We start from the raw sequence: 16,506 nt of genomic DNA on the forward strand, positions 1-16,506 counted from the left end.
ATAATTTGATTGTATTTTTTTATTTGTAAGTGTTTCGTAATTCAGTTGTTTCTTTTTTTAATTATTTTTACCTGACAAAAGAAAACTGTATTATGATTTTCGAAAACACGAAAGCTTTTGCCCAACAATTGGACGCTCAGGACAACTTACATAAATATAGAGATGAATTCCATTTTCCAAAAGTGAATGATAAACAAGTTATTTATTTTACCGGAAATTCATTAGGCTTACAGCCCAAACGGACAAAGGCTTATGTAGATGAAATCATGAATGATTGGGCTAATCTGGCTGTGGAAGGACATTTTTATGCCGAAAAACCCTGGTGGGATTATCAGGAAAGATTTTCGAAACCTTTGAGTAAAATTGTAGGTGCTAAGCCGGCCGAGGTTACGGTGATGAATACGCTAACGGTCAATTTACATTTGTTGATGGTTTCTTTTTATCAGCCTGATGCCAAACGATTCAAAATTATTTGTGAAGAAAAAGCATTTCCTTCTGATCAGTATATGTTGCAAAGTCAGGTTAAATTTCATGGATTTAAGCCTGAAGAAGCCATTGTTGAAATAAATAGAAGGGAGGGTGAACATAATATTCGTACCGAAGATATTATTGCAAAAATCAATGAAGTAGGTGATGAATTGGCTTTGGTATTAATTGGCGGAGTCAATTATTACACCGGGCAGGTTTTTAATATGAAAGCAATTACGGCAGTCGGTCATCAGGTTGGTGCTTATGTGGGTTGGGATTTAGCTCATGCTGCCGGAAATGTAAAATTAGAATTACATGAATGGAATATTGATTTCGCGGCCTGGTGCAGTTACAAGTATATGAATGCAGGCCCCGGAAATGCTTCGGGTTGTTTTGTGCACAAAAAACATCATCATAATGCTGACTTGCCCAGATTTGCAGGCTGGTGGGGACACAATAAAGAACGTCGTTTTAAAATGGAACCTAATTTTGATCCGGTTCATGGAGCGGATGGTTGGCAAATAAGTAATTTGCCGGTTTTGTCATTGGCTCCTTATCTGGCTTCGGTTGAAATGTTTGCCGAAATTGGAATGGAAGCTTTAATAGAAAAAAGAGATCAGATTACAGCTTATTTAGAATTTATTCTTCACGAAATTGATAAAGAAGTGCAAGGGGATTTTGAAATCATTACGCCTTCTAATCCGTTCGAAAGAGCTTGTCAGTTGTCGGTTTTTCTGCATGGTGAAGGACGCAGCCTGTTTGACTACTTAATGAAAAATGGCGTGATTGTCGATTGGCGGGAACCAAATGTAATTCGCCTGGCGCCTGTTCCTTTGTATTGTTCTTTTGAAGATATGTACAATTTTGGACAAATATTAAAAAGAGGAATTTTAGAGAAATAGCTATTTTATAAGAAAATAAAAGTCCCCTGAGAATTAATTTTCAAGGGACTTTTTTGTGGTTAAGCTATTTGTAATTTTGGTATTTCAATGTTGTTGATTTCGTTTTTTAAAAGCTCAAATTGTTTTGAAATTTCTTTTTTGATGGTTTCAAAATTCGAAATGACAGCAAAAAGATTTTGGTAATACCCAATTCCTTCTAAAAGATTGGATTTGAAAGCTTCCAGTTTTTTAGTTTTAGCATTATTGATTTCTTGTCCAATAGCCTGGATGTCATTTTTTAAATAATCGATGTACATCTTTAGTTCCTTTATAAAGAAATGAGGGCGGTTTGGATTTTGTAAAACCGAGTCGTTTCCATAAATATGCTGAATCATTTTAGAAAGGGAAACTTCCTGATCAAAATAAGCGATATTAGGTCCCGGACAAATAACCACTCCCTGATCCTGTCCTTTTATTTTAATGTTGTTTTCTAAATAGGAAGCATTGGCTAAGCCAACACAAAGGCAGGATTTTACCGTAATGTTTTGTTTGGCTTTTTCATAATTCTCTAAGGAGATATTATTTTTATTTGCTTCTAATTCTTCCAGTTTGGAATCCTGATATTTCTTGGAAGCGGTACAAATTCCGTTGCCTTCGGCATCTTTATTCAGCGCAAGAAACTTTTTAGGGCAGGAACTTCCGGCTTTGTTTTCTTCAATGCGTCGTTGTTTTATTTTTTCGTTGGTTGTTCCTCGCAAAGTGTTAAACGGAACGCCTAAAGGAGAAATCTGACTTAAGTATAAATCTTCTTCTTTGGCATCAATTAATAAATTACGGGTATTTTGATCCACCGAAGTTGCTTCGGGAACTAATAAAAACGGAGAACCCCAGCCTACAGAATCAACCTGATAATAATCTAACAAAAAGTCGTGTTCTTCGGCAGTTCCTACGCCACCTTGTACCGTGATTTTTAGTTCTAAAGGCTCGTTTGGAATGTATTTTCCTTTTTGTTCTAATGCTTTTATCATCAATTCATGAGATGATTCAATGAGTTGTGCTTTCTTTTGTTTAAATTCTTCTAAGATAGGACCTAATAAAAATCCTTCGGTTGCAAAAGCGTGTCCGCCGCAATTTAATCCGGACTCGATTCGGTATTCAGAAACCCAAAGTCCTTTTTTAGCTAAGAAATTACCTTGTATCATTGCTGAGCGAAAATCACTTACTTTGAGTACAATTTTCTTTTTTAAATTCTTGTTCTCATCTGGGAAAAAATCTTCGAAGTTTTCAAAATAGCTGTATAATCTTGGATTCATTCCGGCCGAAAGTACAATAGAAGAATTCACGGTACTATTAGCAAAACCTCTCAAAGCAGCATGAGCATCATTGTAAATTACAGGCAATTGTTCGTTTTTGTCGAAATTATCTTTGTCTAATTTCGTCATGATGTTCACATCAATCGAACCGGCTGAAAGTTGTTTTTCAATATAGTTTTGGATGTTTTGTTTCCAGTTTGTTCCTTCGTCAAGAAAAGCTTGCAGTCCTTTTTTAATTTCCGATTTGTTAGGTAGAATAGCAATGTAATTTTCTAAAGCTTCTTTGCTTTCGGCTAATTCATTTTTGAGATTTTCAAATTTCTCTTTTACTATTTTGTCTACAAAGTTTAAATAAGAAGTAATGCGTTTGGCTCTGTAATCGGCAACTTTTTTTGAAATTTCCTGATAAGGTACATTGAATTTTTGATGATAAAAAGCATTCATTTTTTCAATCAGTTCATCATCTGCCAGCGATATTACCGAGGAAATTCCATATTGCGCTACGCGAATCGGGCTGTCTATGGTGTAGGCAAGGCCCATTACCGGAATATGGAAGTTATGTAGCGGTTTTTGAATCTTTGTCATGTTCATACAATCATTTTTAATTTGCGCAAAGTTTGTAAAAAGGATTCGCTTAAAAGCTGATAAATATCATGTTGGTAACGAAGTGAACGATGCTTTTTTATTAGATGTAATGCTGTTTTTGTACTGATGTTTTTGGAATTTGCAATGGGGTTCAAATAATAAATTAGTAATTTTGGTTAATACTTTTATAGAAAAAATATGCAGACTCCTAAAAAAATAGCAATAGTAGGTTCCGGATTAGTAGGTTCATTATTGGCTATTTATTTAAAAAAAGCGGGACACACGGTTCATATTTATGACAGAAGTCCGGATATTCGACAAATTCAATTTTCGGGGCGTTCGATTAATTTGGCAATGTCAAATCGGGGTTGGAAAGCTTTGGATGGAGTAGGAGTGGGTGATGCTGTTCGTGAAATAGCAATTCCGATGGATAAAAGAGCAATTCACCTTGTTGACGATTTGAAATTTCAAAATTACGGACAGGAAGGCGAATGTATCTACTCGATTTCCCGCGGAACTTTGAACCGTAAAATGATTGATCTTGCTGAAGAAGCCGGTGCTGATTTTTTCTTTGAACAAAAAATTTGGGATGTCACTTTGACAACAGCAACTTTGCATATTGGTGAAACTGAAAGAGGTGCCTGGGAAGAGCGACAGTATGATTTAGTTTTTGGTGCCGATGGTGCTTTTTCCAGAATTCGTCATCGTATGCAGCGTCAGAGTATGTTTAATTATTCGCAGGAGTTTTTGAATATTGGTTATAAAGAATTGAACATTCCGGCAAATGCTGATGGTTCTCATAAATTAGATAAAAATTCATTCCATATTTGGCCGCGTGGTGAATATATGTTGATTGCACTTTCGAACTTGGATGGTAGTTTTACCTGTACTTTGTTTATGCCTTTTGAAGGAGAAAATTCATTTGCTTCCTTAAATGACAGAAAAGAAGTAGAGGCTTTTTTTGAAAAGAATTTTCCGGATTCGGTAGAAGTTATTCCTAATTTAGCGGAAGATTTTTTTAAAAATCCAACCAGTACTTTGGTGACTATGAAATGTTATCCGTGGACTTATACTGATAAAATTGCGCTAATAGGAGATGCCTGTCATGCAATTGTGCCGTTTTACGGGCAGGGAATGAATGCCGGTTTTGAAGATATTACCGTTTTAAATGAAATGATATTGAAATATGGAGATGATTGGGAGCGTGTTTTTTCGGAGTACCAAAAATCCAGAAAACCCAATGCTGATGCTATTGCGGAACTTTCGTATCGAAATTTTGTTGAAATGGGAACCAAAACGGCTGATGATAAATTTTTGTTGCAAAAGAAAATTGAAAAGTGGTTTTCAGACAAACATCCTGATAAGTGGATTCCATTATATAGTCGGGTAACTTTTAGCGATCGTCCTTATGTAGAAGCTTTGGCTTTGGGTGATTTCCAGAATGCAATCATGGAAAAAGTTTTGAAAATGGATAATATTGAAACGATTTGGGATTCTGCAGCGGTTGAAAATAAAATTTTAGAACTGCTGCAATCTCAATAGCAAAAAATCAATGACAATGACAATGTCAAATTTGAAATTGTCATTGCTATTGTAATTGATTATTGCTTTTGTAAGGTTTTATTTTTTCAGAATTTTAGAAAGTATTCCAAAAGCACCTCTGATAAAAGTGGTACTGGTAAGTACTTTTAGAACCGATTTTCCAACGACTTCTGTTGTACTTGGACCTTGCCTTTGAGTTGTTCGTGCTTGTTTGCTTTCTTGTTGTTCGGCTTCTTTTTTGTTGTTTTCAGCTTCTATGTCGGCTATTTTTTTGTTGAGCATTTCATAGGCACTTTCGCGGTCAATATTTTCGCTGTATTTTTTTACTAACTTCGATTTGTTGTTAATTTCCTGAATTTCGCTTTCTGTTAAAACATCCATTCGACTCATAGGGGCTCTTAGCATGGTTGCGGCAAGAGGCGTAGGAATACCTTTTTCGTTCAATGCTGTAACCAGTGCTTCTCCAATTCCAAGGCTGGTAAGAACTTCGCTGGTATTGTAAAATTCAGAAGTCGGGTAGTTGTCGGCTGTTTGTTTTATTTCCTGGCGGTCTTTGGCAGTAAAAGCTCTCAATGCGTGTTGGATTTTTAAACCTAACTGCGCTAAAATTCCACTGGGAACATCCATTGGGTTTTGGGTGATAAAATAAATTCCGATTCCTTTGGAACGAATTAATTTTACAATAGTTTCAATTTGTTCCAAAAGCGTTTTGCTGGCTTCTTTAAAAATAAGATGTGCTTCGTCAATAAAGATTACTAACTCAGGTTGTTCGGCATCGCCTTTTTCAGGCATTTGTTGGTAAACTTCCGCTAATAAACTCAGCATAAAAGTAGAAAATAGTTTGGGTTTGTCCTGAATGTCGGTCAATCGAAGAATGTTTACATAGCCTTTTCCGTTTTCGTCAATTCGCATTAAATCATTAATATCAAATGACATTTCTCCAAAAAAGAGTTCGCCGCCTTGTTGTTCTAATTCTATGATCTTTCGAAGAATAATTCCTGTTGTCGAAGTTGATATTTTTCCGTAACTTTCTGTGATCTCTTCTTTGCCTTCTTCGTTTATATAGTTGATGACTTTTTTGAAATCTTTAAGGTCTAATAACGGCATTTTATTGTCGTCACAATATTTGAAGATTATAGCCACTACGCCCGTCTGAGTGTCGTTTAGATCCAGTATTCGGGAAAATAAAACGGGACCAAATTCAGAAATGGTTGCCCGCAGACGGACTCCGCTTTGTTCGGATAGGCTTAATAATTCAACAGGGAAACTAGCGGTTTGGTAGGGAATGTTGATTTTTTGGTGTCTTTCAGTTATAAATGATTTTTCTTCACCTTCTTTGGCTATGCCACTAAAATCTCCTTTGATGTCCATCATTAAAACCGGAATGCCAAATGAGGATAGTTGCTCCGAAAGAACCTGAATTGTTTTTGTTTTTCCGGTCCCGGTTGCTCCGGCAATAAGACCGTGTCGGTTTAGCGTTTTTAGAGGGATTTTTACATGGGCATCAGCTAAGGGGGTTTTGTCTAAAATAGCTCCTCCAAGTAAAATGCTTGCTCCTTTAGAGGCATATCCCTGGTTGATTTCTTCGATAAATTTTTCATTTCTGTTCATAAAAAGAGTGTTTTTATAAGTTGGAAATTATAGTGTTATTGTTTTTTAATGTGGTTAAAATAGCTTTTACTGTAATTTTAGCGCTTTTTTTTTGTTAAATATCTAAAAAAAATCTTTTTAAAATAATATTTTTGGTTCTTGAAATATTGCTGTTTAAAAGGGCAAATGAATAAATTATTTTATCAAAACCTTTGATTTTTTATAGCATTATTGATAAAAAAACAATGTTTAAGTTTTTTAAACGGCAATTTACAAATGATTAATCTGAATATAACGAAAAAAAATTTTTTTATTTGAACGAAACGTATAAATTTGCGGGACTACAAGTTAAATTATAACTAATATAAATTATTTAAAACTATTAAAATTTAAAAAAAAATGGCAAACGTTAAAAAAGAAAGCAGTTCAAAAGGAGGAGGAATGATTTCAGGAATCATCATTTTATTATGCGTGGCGGTAGGAGTTGTGATTTGGAAATTCATCATGGGATCACCTGCTAACTTTGAGGGAGGAAATCCAGAAACTGGACACCCAATTAATACATTAGGACAAGTTTATAAAGGAGGGTTTATTGTGCCTGTTTTGTTAGGGATGTTGTTAATGGTTATTACTTTTTCTATCGAGAGATTTTTTGTAATTTCTAAAGCTGCTGGAAAAGCAAACTTAGATGCTTTTATGGCAAACGTTCAGGCAAGTATTAAAGGAGGACACATTGAAGAAGCAATTGCTACTTGTGATAAACAACAAGGTTCAGTTGCAAATGCAATTAAATCAGCTTTAGTGAAATATCAAGATGTTAAAAAAGAAGGATTTAACAGTGAAGAAGCTTCTGAAACTATTCATAAAGAAATCGAAGAGGTGACTTCTCTTGAAATGCCAATGTTAGAGAAAAACATGACTATCATTTCTTCATTAGTATCATTAGGAACTCTTGGAGGATTATTAGGAACTGTATCGGGGATGATTAAAGCGTTTGGTGCGTTAGCATCTGCTGGAACTCCAGACCAGGCTGCACTTGCAACAGGTATTTCTGAGGCACTTATCAATACTGCAACAGGTATCTCTACTTCTATCTTAGCTATTGTTGCTTACAACTTCTTTACTTCTAAAATTGACGATTTGACTTACTCTATCGATGAGGCAGGTACAACTATCGTTAATACATACAGAAAATTCAGAGGAAGTTTGAGACAATAATCATTTTTGATATTACTGTATCAAAATAAAAAACAAAAAGAATGGCTAAAATAAAAATGAAAAAGAAGTCAACATCGACAGATATGACTGCGATGTGTGATGTTGCGTTTCTTTTGCTTACCTTCTTTATTTTGACAGCTACAGCTAAAATTCCGGAGGCATTGCCAGTGGATACGCCAGCTTCAACAGTACAGGTAAAATTGCCGGATAATGATTTGGCTACTGTTTCTATTGGTAAGAAAGATGGTGTGAATAAAGTGTTTTTTGACTTAAAAGGCCGTGAGGTTCGTAAAAAAACACTTGAGTTGATGGCAGAAAAATATGGTGTGAGCTTTTCAGATGAAGATAAAGAAAAGTTTGCTTTAATGACTGATTTTGGTGTGCCAATTGGAAGTCTTAAACAAATTATCGACATGAAAGCTTCTGATCGTGTGAAAGCAGATCAGCCAGGTGTGCCAATGGATTCGCTTGATAATCAATTAAAAGAGTGGATTTATAATGCCCGTAAAGCAAATATCGAAGTTAACGATAGAGAATTACAAGTGGCAATTAAAGGTGATGCTAAGGAAGAGTATCCGGTTATCAGAAAAGTTATGGATATTTTGCAAGATCAAAATGTTAATACTTTTAGTTTAGTTACCGGATTAAGAGGAAAAGATTTTTAATTAAAAAAAATATACTAAAATGGCTGAATTAAATACCGACAGTGGCGGTGACAAAGGCGGCAAGGTAAGAAGTAAGAAGCAGAATTCTAAGGTAGATTTAACTGCGATGGTGGATTTAGCTTTCCTTTTGATTACTTTCTTTATGCTTACTACTTCATTGTCTAAGCCACAAGCGATGAGTTTGGGGTTGCCAGATAAAGATCCTAAGGATAAAACTGAGGATTTGAAGGTAGATGAAAATCGTACGATGACCATTATATTAGGTGACAATGATCAGTTGACTTTCTATATGGGATTGATTTACAATCCTATTGCAGGTCCTAAAAAGATTGCCTACGGAAAAGACGGTATTCGTAAAGAACTATTGAAAAGAAAAAAAGAAGTTGCTGCCTATACTGCTGCAAAAGGGAGACCTGATCAGGGAATGATTGTAATTATCAAACCAAGTAAGAAGTCTAATTATAAAAACGTAGTTGATATATTAGATGAGATGGCGATTAATGCTATTCCTACTTATACAATCGTTAATGATTTCTTGCCTGAAGAGGAGAAATTGTTAGAAGGAAAATAAGAGTATTCTTGTTTTCTTAATAACTTAATAATTAAGAGAAATGAAATTAGACATATTAAAAAATCAATGGGTTGATATTGTTTTCGAAGGTCGTAATAAGCTATATGGCGCTTACGAGTTGAGAAAATCTAACCGTAAAACTACAATTAAGGCGCTCCTTATTGGTGCTTTCTTTTTTAGTTTGGCAGTTAGCGCTCCTCTGATAATCAGTTTGATTCCTAAAGCAGAAAACGAGGAAGACAATGCTATTAGAGAAGTAAAGCTTACTAAAATTAAGTTGCCTCCTAAGAAACTGGAAGAGCCTAAAAAATATGCTCCGCCACCACCGCCACCACCTCCAAAAGTGGATCAGGTGAAATTTGTAAAACCGGTGGTAGCAAAAGCGGAAGAGGTAGTTGAAGAACCGCCTAAGATTGAAGAAATCAAGGATAAAAAGATCGGAGCTCAAACTATCAAAGGTGATCCGGATGCGGTGTTAACTGTAGCACCAGCTGGAACAGGTCCTAAAACTAGTCAGGTAGTTGAAGAATCTGATGATCAGGTTTACAACACTGCCGGTATCGAAGTAAAACCGGAATTCCCTGGAGGTATGGAGAAGTTTTATTCGTTTGTGGGTAAAAACTACCGTACACCTGAAGAAGAAGGTTTGAAAGGAAAAGTATATGTTACCTTCGTAGTTGAAAAAGATGGATCATTAACTGATATTAAAGTATTAAGAGATATTGGTTACGGAACCGGAAAAGAAGCGATAAGAGTATTGCAGAAATGTCCAAAATGGAATCCGGGTATTCAAAACGGAAAACCAGTAAGGGTACTTTACTCTTTGCCGATTTCAATTCAAAGTGCAGACTAATGCTAAGAAAATTTATTACAAATATTCAGAAGAAATCGCTTAAAGAGCGATTTCTTCTTTTTATAGGCATATTGTTTTTTATGCTCTATTTTGTTTTGGGGTTAATTGTCATCTTTATGAAAAATTTCCCAATCCGTATGCCAATGAATTACAGAATTGCTTTTGGAATTCTTTTAATTGTGTATGCTTTCATTCGTTGTGTTAGAATCATTAATGATAATAAAGAATAGTTATGAAAAAAATAGTTTTGTTCTCGTTTGTCTTTAGTTTTTTTGCAGTTATTTTTTTTATTTCCTGCAAAGATTCAAACCTAAAAAAGGATAAGGAAACTATTCTTAAAGGGAAGGTTACTCTTTTAGTAGATGAAACCGTAAAACCTTTAATTGAAGATCAGATTGCTGTTTTTGAAAGTACATATAATGCTAAAATTACGCTTGTCGCAAAATCCGAAAAAGAATTGTTGCAATCGTTTTTAAAAGATACTTCGGGTGTAGTGGTTTTGTCAAGGCCTTTGGATGAAAGTGAGACAAAATATTTTGAGCAATCTAAAATCAAGCCGCGAATTACCAAATTTGCTACCGATGCAATAACCTTTATTTCGAACAAGAAAGATTCGGATACTTTGGTTGCTTTAAAAGAAGTGATTTCTTTTTTAAAGGGAGGAGCTGATTCGAAAATAAAAGCTTTAGTATTTGATAATCCTAATTCAAGTACGGTTCGTTATTTGACACAGCTTGCAAAAATTAGCGAGTTGCCTCAAACCGGAGTTTATTCTTTTAAATCGAATGAAGAAGTGGTTAAGTTCGTTTCGGAAAATGAAGGGATGATTGGGGTAGTAGGTGTTAATTGGTTGTTGCAGCCTACGGAAAATATTAGAAAATATTTAACTAATATTAACGTATTAAGCGTTGAAGGTTTGGATAAAAATGCTTATTTTGCGCCAACTCAGAACAACCTGGCTGAGGGAACATACCCTTTGGCACGTGATTTGTTTATTATAAATTGTCAGGGGTCTTCCGGTTTAGGGATGGGATTCTCTTCTTTTTTAGCCGGCGAAATTGGTCAAAGAATTGTTTTGAAATCGGGAATGTTGCCTTCGACAATGCCAAGTAGAAAAATCATGATTAAAAGCAGGATAAAATAGTTACGAGAAACGAATTAATGAAAATGAATCAATTAAATAAAGTTACAATGAACAAATTTAAAATTTTAAGTGTTGCATTTTTTGCTTCCGCTTCTGTTTTGCAGGCGCAAAGTATTGATGAAGTTAAGAAGCAAATTGATGCAGAACAATTTCAAAATGCTAAGACTTCTTTAAAATCAATTATAAAATCAAACCCTTCTGAGGGAAAAGCTTATTTTCTTTTAGGTAATATTTATTTGAATCAAAGTGTAATTGATTCGGCTAAAATTACCTACGATCAAGGTTTAAAAGCTAAGGACGATGCTTATTTTAATAACATTGGATTAGGGCAAATTGATTTAGAGAAAAATGATTTAGCGGCTGCAAAAGCTAAGTTTGAATCAGTGAAAAGTGAAATGCGTAAGAAAGATTTCGAGGAATATGTATATATTGCAAGAGCTTATATGAATAATTCTCATCCTGATTACAAAGCAGCTTTGGCAACTTTAGAATTAGCAAAAGAGAAGAATGGTTCTGAACCACAGGTGCTTTTGGCTTTTGGAGATGCTTACTATGGTGATAAAAATCAAAATCAGGCATTTATCTCATATCGTAATGCATTTCAGGCTGACAATTCTTTGCTTAGAGCGAAAGTGCAGTTAGGAGTTTTATTGAAAGGAGCAAAAGCTTATAAAGAAGCTGTTGATGCTTACAATGAGGTAATTGCTTTAAATCCAAATTATGCACCGGTTTACAGAGAATTAGCTGAAACCTATTATTACTGGGCATTAAATGTTCCTGGACGTTATGATCAATATATCAAGGAGGCCTTGTCTTATTATGAAAAATACATGACAAAGACAGATTATTCTTTGGCTTCGCGTATGCGTCATGCGGATTTCTTAATCTTGGCTAAAGATTATAAAGCATTAGAAATTGAGGCTAACAAAATGAAAGAATTGGATAATGTTAATCCTAGAATCTTACGTTATTTAGGTTATGCTGCTTTTGAAAATGGACATAATGAGGATGCTATAACCTCTTTGCAAAAATTTATTGATAATCCGGAAAATAAAGTTATTTCATTAGATTATTTGTATTTAGGTGAGGCTAAAATCAAAAAAGGAACTATTGATGATGGAACAGCAATTGACCCTGTTTTATTTGCCGAGGGTATTGAACTTATTAAAAAAGCGGTTGAATTAGAGCCTTCTGTTGCTGATGGTTTAGGTGATTTAGGAAAAGAATATTATGAGAAAAAAATGTTTAAAGCAGCTGCAGCAATCTTAGAAATTGCAACTTCTTACAAAGAGAGCAGAACTTTCTTAATTGATAACTACTATTTAGGGAATTCAATTTATTTTGCTAATGCTGGTAAACCTGTAGCTGAAAGAGATACTATTGCATTGAAAAAAGCTGATATTGCTTATGGAAATGTATTAGAAGCTTCTCCTGAGACAGTTGATGCTTATATTTCACGTGCAAGAACAAATAGTTTGTTAGAAGATGATCAGGCAATGATTAAATACTATCAGGAATACATTGATCATGTTACTGCTAAAGGACCTGAAGAGTTAGCTAAACCTAATGTAAAAGCTAAATTAGTTGAGGCTTATAGTACTATGGGTGCTGGTTACGCTAACTTTGATAAAGCAAAAGCGATTGAACATTTTAATAAAGCTCTTGCTATCGATCCTGCCAATCAATATGCAATTCAGGCATTGAAAACACTTCAATAATTGAATGGATAAAATAGAATAAAAAGCCGGTTTTTGCCGGCTTTTTTTTATGGGCTTTTGTTAAGCTAATGATAAATTGAGTAATCTCTTTACAAATTAGTTATCTTTGCAGCCTAAATTATCAAAATGTTAGCAAAAGAAATTCAATTAGAAGTAAATAAAGGGGCTATGTTGCCTTTGATGGAAGAGTTTTATACGATTCAGGGTGAAGGCTTTCATACAGGAACCGCTGCTTATTTTATTAGAATTGGAGGTTGCGATGTGGGCTGTCATTGGTGCGATGTCAAAGAAAGCTGGAATGCCGAATTGCATCCGCCTACAAAAATTAATGAGATTGTTGATAATGCAGTTAAATATGCCGATACGATTGTGATTACCGGTGGTGAGCCTTTGATGTGGGATATGGGGCTGTTAACTTCAAGTTTGAAAGAGAAAAATTTAAAGGTGCATATTGAAACTTCCGGAGCTTATCCTTTGTCGGGAATCTGGGATTGGATTTGTCTTTCGCCTAAAAAAAATAAATTACCTACTGATACCGTTTATGCAAATGCGGATGAGTTAAAAGTGATTATTTATAACAAGCATGATTTTATTTTTGCGGAAGAACAAGCTGAAAAAGTAAATAAAAACGCTAAATTGTTTTTGCAGCCGGAATGGAGTAAAAAAGAAGAAATGACTCCGTTAATTGTAGATTATGTGATGAATAATCCAAAATGGAGGGTTTCGTTACAAACACATAAATATTTGAATATACCATAATAAGAATCCCAAACAAGTTTTTATTGTTTGGGATTTTTGTTTTTAAGATATTTTATATAGAAAGCCGGACTAAATAATCATAATGTTCGCCTTCTAAAATCAATTCGCATTGAAATCCATTGGCAATGGCGGCATTTTGTAAAGTGTTGTAATCTAAATAAAGCCAGGAAAAACTGTCTTCGGTTTCGCCTTTGTACTGAATTATGAATTCTAACTCTCCGTAATAAGAATTTGCCGGAACTTCAAAGGCACCATCCTCATCTTCGTCAAACATATAGATAATGTCTGAGCTGTCAATCAAAATTTGACCGCCGGGATTCAATAATGATTTTAGTTTTTGAAGAAATTTTGGAGTGTTTTTTAAAGTTCCAAAGATTCCGGTTCCATTCATTAAAAGTATAATGCTGTCGAATGTTTCGTTTTCTAAAGTCAAAATATCCTGAACAAAAGCATTTTTTAAACCGCGAAGTTTGCAGGCTTTGACTGCATTTGCAGAAATATCAATCGCAGTTACTTCCAGTTTTTTTTGATTTTGTAAATACAAGCTATGGCTTCCAGCTCCACAACCCACATCCAGAATTTTACCTTTGGCTAATTCCAGTGCCTTTTGTTCGATATTAGGCATTTCATCAAAAGGGCGAAACAAATAAGCAACATCCATTTCATCTTCTTCTGAAATTGTAGTTTCGGTAATGATGTTTTCGGGAGAATTATGGGTTTGATAATCTAAAATTGCTTTTCCAAAAAGGTCTTTCATGGTGTTTTGTTAGGTTTTCGGTTATTTGTAAAATCGTTTTGTGTAATTTTGCAATTCATTTATCAGATAATAGAATTGACAAATCCACAACTGAACATACTACAAAAGTTAGCCAAAGATAAGCAAGTTGAAAACAAAAAGTATTTTGATAAGCTTAAAAAGAAGACGCCAAAGAATTTAGATTACATCATGCAGGATTTGCATGATGCCGAATTTAAAAAAACAGATTGTTTATCATGTGCAAATTGTTGTAAAACGACCGGTCCGTTGTTTACTTCAGCCGATATTGAACGGATTTCAAAACATTTACGACAAAAACCACAGCAATTTATTGATCAGTATTTGCGCATTGATGAAGATAATGATTATGTTTTACAAAAATTACCCTGCACTTTTTTAGATACTGATAATGCTTGTTTTATTTATGATGTCAGACCAAAAGCCTGTAGAGAGTTTCCGCATACCGACAGAAAAAAGTTTCAGCAGATTACTAATATTACATTAAAAAACATTCCTGTTTGTCCGGCGGTTTATAATATTGTTGAGGAAATGAAGCGAAAATTGCCATTGTAATTAAATGGTATATTGTCTTTTTAGAATAAGTAGTAAAGGCTTGTTGGTAAAAGCAATAATAAAACTGTATTTTTGAGCTCCAACTTTCAAATAAAGTCACTTGAATTTAGAATACTTCATAGCGAAACGTCTCATTACTGCTAAAGCTAATAAAAGTAGTATCTCGGCGCCTATTATAAAAATTGCTATATCGGCAATTTCCATCGGTATGGTTATGATGATCGTTTCTGTAGCTACAGGAATTGGTCTTCAGCAAAAGATTAGAGAAAAAATATCGGCATTTAACGGACATATTATTATTGCTAATTATGACAATAATCAGTCGGATGCTACTTTGGTTCCTGTTGCTAAAAATCAAAAATTTTACCCTAAGTTTAATTCGGTTCCTGAGGTAAGTCATATTCAGGCTGTTGCCAGTAAAGCAGGAATTATAAGAACTGCCGAAGCTTTTGAAGGAATTATTTTTAAAGGTGTTGGGACAGATTATAAGTGGGATAACATCAAAGAATATTTGGTTTCCGGAAGACTGCCTGATTTGTCGGGAAAATTAAATCCGGAAGTGGTTATTTCTCAATATTTGGCTAATAGGTTAAAATTAAAAGTCGGAGACGGTTTTAATACCTTTTTTATGAAAGAGGGGCAAAGTAAATTGCCAAATGTTAGACGATTTAAAATTGTGGGTATTTTTAATTCCGGTTTCCAGGAATTTGATGCTTCTTTTGTTTTGGGAGATATTAGGCATATTCAGCGAATTAATAAGTGGAAATCGGATCAGGTAGGGGCTTTTGAGGTTTTTGTAAATGATTTTGATAATATAAAAACGGTTGGCGAACAGGTTTATCAGTATTCCGGTTCAACTTTGGATTCTCAAACAATTGTAGAAAAATACAGTTATATATTTGAGTGGCTTCAGTTGTTTGACTTTAATATTGTGGTAATTCTTATTGTGATGATTTTGGTGGCAACCATAAATATGGTAGTAGCTTTATTGGTGCTTATTTTGGAACGAACACAAATGATTGGAATTCTAAAAGCTTTGGGCGCGAGCAATTGGTCAATTAGAAAAACGTTTTTGTATAATGCTTCATATTTAATTTATCGCGGATTGTTTTGGGGGAATTTAATAGGTATAAGTATTTTGTTAATCCAAAAGTATTTTGGAGTTGTTCATCTTAATCCTGAAAATTATTATGTAAACGAGGCGCCGGTCTATATAAATGTCTTTTATATAATATTGTTGAATGTCTTGACGGTTGCTGTTTGTTTTTTTGTTTTATTGATTCCTTCTTATATTGTTACTAAAATTACTCCGGTTAAAGCGATACGTTTCGATTAGGTGAGTTTTATTTAAATAGATTAAGAGACTTTAATGGTTGAAAAACTGTTTTTGTCTCTTTTTTTATTAGAAGCATCCTGGTAGCTATTGGGGTATGTGGTAAAAGCTACTTATATATAGTGAATAACCTTAGTTTGCTTCGTGACTTCTTTGCGTCCTTTGAGCTTAATCGACTCAAACCCTTCCAAATTCCTACAAACTAAAAAAAGGTTTAAAATAGAAAAGCTTTGTTATCAGGGTATTAAAAAATAAGTTTAAAAATAGTTTGCAAAAGGTGTTGTGTAATTGAATAAAGGTGCTATTTTTGCACCCGCAACAGCGAAAACGTTCAGAGAAACATACTGAGAAACGAATTAAGATTTAAGAAGAAATTTTTAAAAATAAAGTTTGGAAGTTGGATAAAAAATGTTTTACATTTGCACCCCGCAAAATGCGTAAAGTTATTTGGAATACTGGTTAAGAGAAAAGGAGTTTAGCTTCGAAAAACAATCGAAAAAAAACTTTAAATTTTTCTTGCGAGTAAAGAATAAAGT

The 16,506-nt window shown here is 34.2% G+C and carries 14 protein-coding genes; 11 read left to right on the forward strand and 3 right to left on the reverse strand.

The annotated features are described in order from the left end of the window. Nucleotides 1–92: 92 nt before the first annotated feature. Nucleotides 93–1,370: a kynureninase gene (gene kynU / locus H599_RS0116155; protein ID WP_026715077.1), complete on the forward strand. Its 1,278-nt coding sequence runs from the start codon at nucleotides 93–95 to the stop codon at nucleotides 1,368–1,370. A gap of 59 nt (nucleotides 1,371–1,429) precedes the next feature. Here the strand turns inward: kynU and H599_RS0116160 are convergent, their stop codons facing one another. Further along, the gene (locus tag H599_RS0116160; RefSeq protein WP_026715078.1) at nucleotides 1,430–3,247 is read right to left on the reverse strand and encodes a hypothetical protein; all 1,818 of its coding nucleotides are present in this window, start codon (nucleotides 3,245–3,247) and stop codon (nucleotides 1,430–1,432) included. Between the two features lie 198 nt (nucleotides 3,248–3,445). Between H599_RS0116160 and H599_RS0116170 the strand changes: the two genes are divergently transcribed. After that, entirely contained in the window at nucleotides 3,446–4,789 is a 1,344-nt protein-coding gene (locus tag H599_RS0116170) for an FAD-dependent oxidoreductase (protein WP_026715079.1), read from the forward strand. Nucleotides 4,790–4,867: 78 nt separating this feature from the next. Here the strand turns inward: H599_RS0116170 and H599_RS0116175 are convergent, their stop codons facing one another. Then, nucleotides 4,868–6,400, reverse strand: coding sequence for a helicase HerA-like domain-containing protein (locus tag H599_RS0116175; protein ID WP_026715080.1), 1,533 nt, complete (start codon nucleotides 6,398–6,400; stop codon nucleotides 4,868–4,870). Between the two features lie 378 nt (nucleotides 6,401–6,778). On the opposite strand from H599_RS0116175, the gene H599_RS0116180 reads away from it, so the two are divergent. The 7 genes from H599_RS0116180 (at nucleotide 6,779) to H599_RS0116215 (ending at nucleotide 13,307) form a co-directional block, all read left to right on the forward strand. Next, on the forward strand, nucleotides 6,779–7,597 hold the full coding sequence (locus tag H599_RS0116180; protein ID WP_026715081.1) for a MotA/TolQ/ExbB proton channel family protein: 819 nt from the start codon (nucleotides 6,779–6,781) through the stop codon (nucleotides 7,595–7,597). A 41-nt stretch (nucleotides 7,598–7,638) separates the two neighbouring features. Next, nucleotides 7,639–8,262: an ExbD/TolR family protein gene (locus tag H599_RS0116185; RefSeq protein WP_026715082.1), complete on the forward strand. Its 624-nt coding sequence runs from the start codon at nucleotides 7,639–7,641 to the stop codon at nucleotides 8,260–8,262. Between the two features lie 19 nt (nucleotides 8,263–8,281). Beyond that, nucleotides 8,282–8,833, forward strand: a complete 552-nt coding sequence (locus H599_RS0116190; protein ID WP_026715083.1) for an ExbD/TolR family protein — start codon at nucleotides 8,282–8,284, stop codon at nucleotides 8,831–8,833. 40 nt (nucleotides 8,834–8,873) lie between these two features. Next, nucleotides 8,874–9,686, forward strand: a complete 813-nt coding sequence (locus H599_RS0116195; protein ID WP_026715084.1) for an energy transducer TonB — start codon at nucleotides 8,874–8,876, stop codon at nucleotides 9,684–9,686. Between the two features lie 232 nt (nucleotides 9,687–9,918). Further along, entirely contained in the window at nucleotides 9,919–10,830 is a 912-nt protein-coding gene (locus H599_RS0116205) for a PstS family phosphate ABC transporter substrate-binding protein (RefSeq protein ID WP_026715086.1), read from the forward strand. A gap of 47 nt (nucleotides 10,831–10,877) precedes the next feature. After that, entirely contained in the window at nucleotides 10,878–12,548 is a 1,671-nt protein-coding gene (locus tag H599_RS0116210; RefSeq protein ID WP_026715087.1) for a tetratricopeptide repeat protein, read from the forward strand. A gap of 126 nt (nucleotides 12,549–12,674) precedes the next feature. Further along, the gene (locus H599_RS0116215; protein WP_026715088.1) at nucleotides 12,675–13,307 is read left to right on the forward strand and encodes a 7-carboxy-7-deazaguanine synthase QueE; all 633 of its coding nucleotides are present in this window, start codon (nucleotides 12,675–12,677) and stop codon (nucleotides 13,305–13,307) included. Nucleotides 13,308–13,359: 52 nt separating this feature from the next. On the opposite strand, the gene H599_RS0116220 is transcribed toward H599_RS0116215, so the two are convergent. Next, entirely contained in the window at nucleotides 13,360–14,064 is a 705-nt protein-coding gene (locus H599_RS0116220; protein WP_026715089.1) for a class I SAM-dependent methyltransferase, read from the reverse strand. Nucleotides 14,065–14,139: 75 nt separating this feature from the next. Between H599_RS0116220 and H599_RS0116225 the strand changes: the two genes are divergently transcribed. Together H599_RS0116225 and H599_RS0116230 are read left to right on the forward strand one after the other, a co-directional pair. Further along, on the forward strand, nucleotides 14,140–14,637 hold the full coding sequence (locus H599_RS0116225; protein ID WP_162174270.1) for a YkgJ family cysteine cluster protein: 498 nt from the start codon (nucleotides 14,140–14,142) through the stop codon (nucleotides 14,635–14,637). A 100-nt stretch (nucleotides 14,638–14,737) separates the two neighbouring features. Further along, nucleotides 14,738–15,973 carry an ABC transporter permease gene (locus H599_RS0116230; protein WP_026715091.1) on the forward strand — a complete coding sequence of 412 codons (1,236 nt, stop codon included), beginning with the start codon at nucleotides 14,738–14,740 and terminating at the stop codon, nucleotides 15,971–15,973. The last annotated feature ends 533 nt before the right edge of the window (nucleotides 15,974–16,506 follow it).

The organism is Flavobacterium daejeonense DSM 17708, assembly GCF_000425425.1.
In the GTDB taxonomy this organism is placed as follows: domain Bacteria; phylum Bacteroidota; class Bacteroidia; order Flavobacteriales; family Flavobacteriaceae; genus Flavobacterium; species Flavobacterium daejeonense.

Coding starts and splice junctions, on each gene's coding strand:
- H599_RS0116170 (WP_026715079.1), top strand. CDS start 3,446: ATGCAGACTCCTAAAAAAATAGCAATAGTAGGTTCCGGATTAGTAGGT.
- H599_RS0116195 (WP_026715084.1), top strand. CDS start 8,874: ATGAAATTAGACATATTAAAAAATCAATGGGTTGATATTGTTTTCGAA.
- H599_RS0116215 (WP_026715088.1), top strand. CDS start 12,675: ATGTTAGCAAAAGAAATTCAATTAGAAGTAAATAAAGGGGCTATGTTG.
- H599_RS0116175 (WP_026715080.1), bottom strand. CDS start 6,400: ATGAACAGAAATGAAAAATTTATCGAAGAAATCAACCAGGGATATGCC.
- H599_RS0116190 (WP_026715083.1), top strand. CDS start 8,282: ATGGCTGAATTAAATACCGACAGTGGCGGTGACAAAGGCGGCAAGGTA.
- kynU (WP_026715077.1), top strand. CDS start 93: ATGATTTTCGAAAACACGAAAGCTTTTGCCCAACAATTGGACGCTCAG.
- H599_RS0116205 (WP_026715086.1), top strand. CDS start 9,919: ATGAAAAAAATAGTTTTGTTCTCGTTTGTCTTTAGTTTTTTTGCAGTT.
- H599_RS0116180 (WP_026715081.1), top strand. CDS start 6,779: ATGGCAAACGTTAAAAAAGAAAGCAGTTCAAAAGGAGGAGGAATGATT.
- H599_RS0116185 (WP_026715082.1), top strand. CDS start 7,639: ATGGCTAAAATAAAAATGAAAAAGAAGTCAACATCGACAGATATGACT.
- H599_RS0116210 (WP_026715087.1), top strand. CDS start 10,878: ATGAACAAATTTAAAATTTTAAGTGTTGCATTTTTTGCTTCCGCTTCT.
- H599_RS0116220 (WP_026715089.1), bottom strand. CDS start 14,064: ATGAAAGACCTTTTTGGAAAAGCAATTTTAGATTATCAAACCCATAAT.
- H599_RS0116160 (WP_026715078.1), bottom strand. CDS start 3,247: ATGACAAAGATTCAAAAACCGCTACATAACTTCCATATTCCGGTAATG.